This is a genomic window from Lentiprolixibacter sp. (assembly GCF_982873095.1).
The window spans coordinates 1-3,147 of record NZ_CEYNTP010000290.1; the positions used below are offsets into that span (position 1 = coordinate 1).

General features: G+C 43.8%; 4 protein-coding genes. 1 reads left to right on the forward strand and 3 read right to left on the reverse strand.

Annotated features, from left to right (window positions below):
• From AC4E7D_RS13345 to mutY, 3 genes are all read right to left on the reverse strand, one after another.
• On the reverse strand, positions 1 to 834 hold an 834-nt coding region (locus tag AC4E7D_RS13345), incomplete at its 3' end, for a CNNM domain-containing protein (RefSeq protein ID WP_490174278.1).
• Positions 835 to 857: 23 nt separating this feature from the next.
• Positions 858 to 1,325 carry a single-stranded DNA-binding protein gene (locus AC4E7D_RS13350; protein WP_490174279.1) on the reverse strand — a complete coding sequence of 156 codons (468 nt, stop codon included), beginning with the start codon at positions 1,323 to 1,325 and terminating at the stop codon, positions 858 to 860.
• A gap of 40 nt (positions 1,326 to 1,365) precedes the next feature.
• Positions 1,366 to 2,427, reverse strand: a complete 1,062-nt coding sequence (gene mutY, locus AC4E7D_RS13355) for an A/G-specific adenine glycosylase (RefSeq protein ID WP_490174280.1) — start codon at positions 2,425 to 2,427, stop codon at positions 1,366 to 1,368.
• Between the two features lie 123 nt (positions 2,428 to 2,550).
• On the opposite strand from mutY, the gene AC4E7D_RS13360 reads away from it, so the two are divergent.
• Positions 2,551 to 2,841 (forward strand): HU family DNA-binding protein, encoded by a 291-nt coding sequence (locus AC4E7D_RS13360; protein ID WP_490174281.1) that lies wholly within the window; start codon positions 2,551 to 2,553, stop codon positions 2,839 to 2,841.
• Positions 2,842 to 3,147: the final 306 nt, after the last annotated feature.

Here is a 3,147-nt window from a genome sequence, read left to right on the forward strand (position 1 = left end):
AGGCAGTAAGTCCTTTACGTAGAGTACCCCAAGGACATTGTCCATATTTTCTGAAAAAACAGGGATCCTGGAATAACCATATTTCTTGATTTCCTCCAGAACATCCGGGAATTTCATATCATCGCTCAGGGCAAAAATATCTATTCTGGGGCGCATTACCTGTTTGGTATCTGTATTGCCAAAGGTGACAATCCCTTCCAGGATCTTCTGTTCTTCCTTTGTGGTGTCCCCTTCTGAGGTAAGTTCCAGTGCCTGTGAAAGATGGTCTACGCTCAGGCTCGATTTCCGCCGCCCCAACCGTTCGTACATAAAGATACTGGCACTCCGCATCGGGCTACTTAAAGGGGTAAAAAACACATCCATGACCTTTAGTGGGTATGCCATAAAGAAAGAAAAGGGGCGCCTGTTCCTGTTCGCATAAATTTTCGGTAAGATCTCACCAAACATCAATATCAGGAAGGTGGCTACCACCACTTCGAGAAGAAAACGTACTGAAATAAAGGACAGCAACACATAATTAATGCCTGAGAAAAGAGTGTCCCCAATTGTGCTGAAAAGGAGGACAATCCCGATGTTGATAGCATTGTTGGTTATCAGGATTGTCGCCAGTAGTTTTTTAGGCTTTTCGAGTAACTGAACAACAATTCGGCTTTTACTGGATTTGGATTCCCTGATCTCATTCAAATCTGTACCCGAAAGACCAAAAAAGGCCACCTCAGCACCAGAGACCAGTGCTGAACAGCACAAAAGCACCACCATGATGACCAGGCGGATTACAAGTGTGCTATCTAAAGCAAATAACCCAATCAATAAACTATGTGGATCAGGATCCAAGGGCTAGGAATTTACTTTGTTCATCAGAACGGCAGATCGTCCTCGTCTTCCTGTTCGGCCAGGGGTTGTGCAACTGCCGGGGGCTCTTGCATTTGCTGAGGTGCTGCGGCAGGGGTCCCTGGGGCCGCAGGACCAGCGTTGGCCATACTTTCCTGTTTGGTACTCAAAAAGGTAAAATCCTGCACATGTATTTCTGTGGTATATCGCGTATTGCCATCTTCTCCCTGCCACTGGCGAGTTTTCAGACGGCCTTCAACGTATATTTTATCTCCCTTGTTGAGGTACTTCTCACAAATTTCAGCCGCCTTGTTCCGAACTACAATATTGTGCCATTCGGTATTGGTGACCTTTTCTCCGGTCTGCCGGTTCGTGTAGGTCTCGTTGGTTGCGATTGGAAAACGGCCTATGCAGTTACCGCCTTCAAAATAGTGTAACTTCACCTCATCCCCTAAATGCCCAATCAGCATTACTTTATTCAATGTTCCGCTCATAACTTATCTATTGGATCAAAAATACGAAAATTTGTTGCTCTTAAGTATTTTCCAGCGCAGGCCTTTTTTCAAGGTACCTATCAATAAAATCAGCAATCAATACCGGTACAGGAAATCGGTGTAACCCCCTTATTGGGATACCTGTTTCCAGTGCACGGTCAACTACCACCCGCCAGAAAACAACGTGTAAATGTTGGTGTGAAAGCTTGTGGATAATCAGCTGCTCATTAAATCGCAGCAATTGGTCTATGCGATATCCTGGCAGCATTTCCGTGACCTGCTGATGTATGGGCCCAGCAGGACTTTCCCCTTTGGTTTCGAGGAAGGGAAACTCATAGAGGTTTTGCCATATCCCCTGCCCTTCCCTTTTTCTGAAAAGGGTATGTTCTTCTGGATCCTCAAACACGAGATAGTTGAGGTGCCTATGGGTAACTTTTTGTTTCTTCCCTTTCACCGGCAGTGTATCCACCATCCCCTTTTCCAGTGCCACACAACTATCATTCAGAGGGCAGGTCAGGCAATAGGGATTCTTGGGTTTACAATGCAAGGCCCCAAATTCCATGAGCCCCTGGTTGTAATCCCGAATATTTTCACGATCCATCACCTCTCTTGCCAGTTCTTTAAAATATCTGACTCCCTTTGGAGTATCAATACGTAATTCTACCCCAAAATAACGGGCTAGCACGCGATATACATTCCCATCAACCACAGGTTCCGGGGCATTGAAACTTATTGAAGCAATGGCACTGGCCGTGTAATCCCCCACCCCTTTTAATTTTATCAATTCTGCGTAATTCCCAGGGAACTCCCCGTTATACTCATTGACGATGGTTTTAGCGGTAGCATGCAGGTTACGGGCCCTGGAGTAATACCCTAAACCCTGCCATAACTTCAAAACAGACTCCTCACTTGCCGAGGCAAGCTCGTGTACGGTGGGAAAGGCGATGATAAACTTTTCGTAATAGGGCAATCCCTGGGCAATGCGAGTTTGCTGTAGCAATATTTCAGACAACCATATTTTGTAAGGGTCGGTTGTTTGCCGCCAGGGAAGGGACCGCTTGTTTTCCCCGTACCAGCTCAGAATTTTCCTCGAAAATGACATCGAATTCACGGTAAGGGTCAAAAGTAAGAGATTATGCACTTAAAATTAGCACATTACCAGAAAGAAAGAATTTAATTTATATATTTGCAAGCCTGAAAAACTTACAAAAATTATATAATTAAAATGACTAAAGCGGATATCGTATCAAGGATCTCGGAGAAACTGGGAATAGAAAAAGGAGACGTACAGGCTACAGTAGAATCTTTTATGGAGGAAGTAAAAGCTTCCCTGGAAAACGGAGATAATGTTTACCTGAGGGGCTTCGGAAGTTTCATCGTTAAAACAAGGGCAGAGAAAACGGGCAGAAATATATCAAAGAATACCACTATTAAGATTCCTGCTCATAACATTCCCGCTTTTAAACCCGCAAAGGTATTTATAGAAGGAGTTAAAAGTAACGTCCAAGTCAAGTAATAACAGCATTAAAAGTAGAACTTCATGCCTAGTGGTAAGAAAAGAAAAAGACATAAGGTAGCTACCCACAAGCGAAAGAAACGCAGGAGAGCTAACCGACACAAGAAGAAGTAGTTGCAGGACTACTTTTTCATTTTATAACGTTCATTGACATAAGAATTCCAGTAATTAGGATTTCGACGGGTTTTTATAACCTGTACAACTATTGTATAATCCGTTCTTCCCAAGAAATGGGGAGAACCTAAATTGACACAGGTGAAAAGAGAATTAATCGTAAGATCCGATTCTAATGCCGTCGATTTTGCC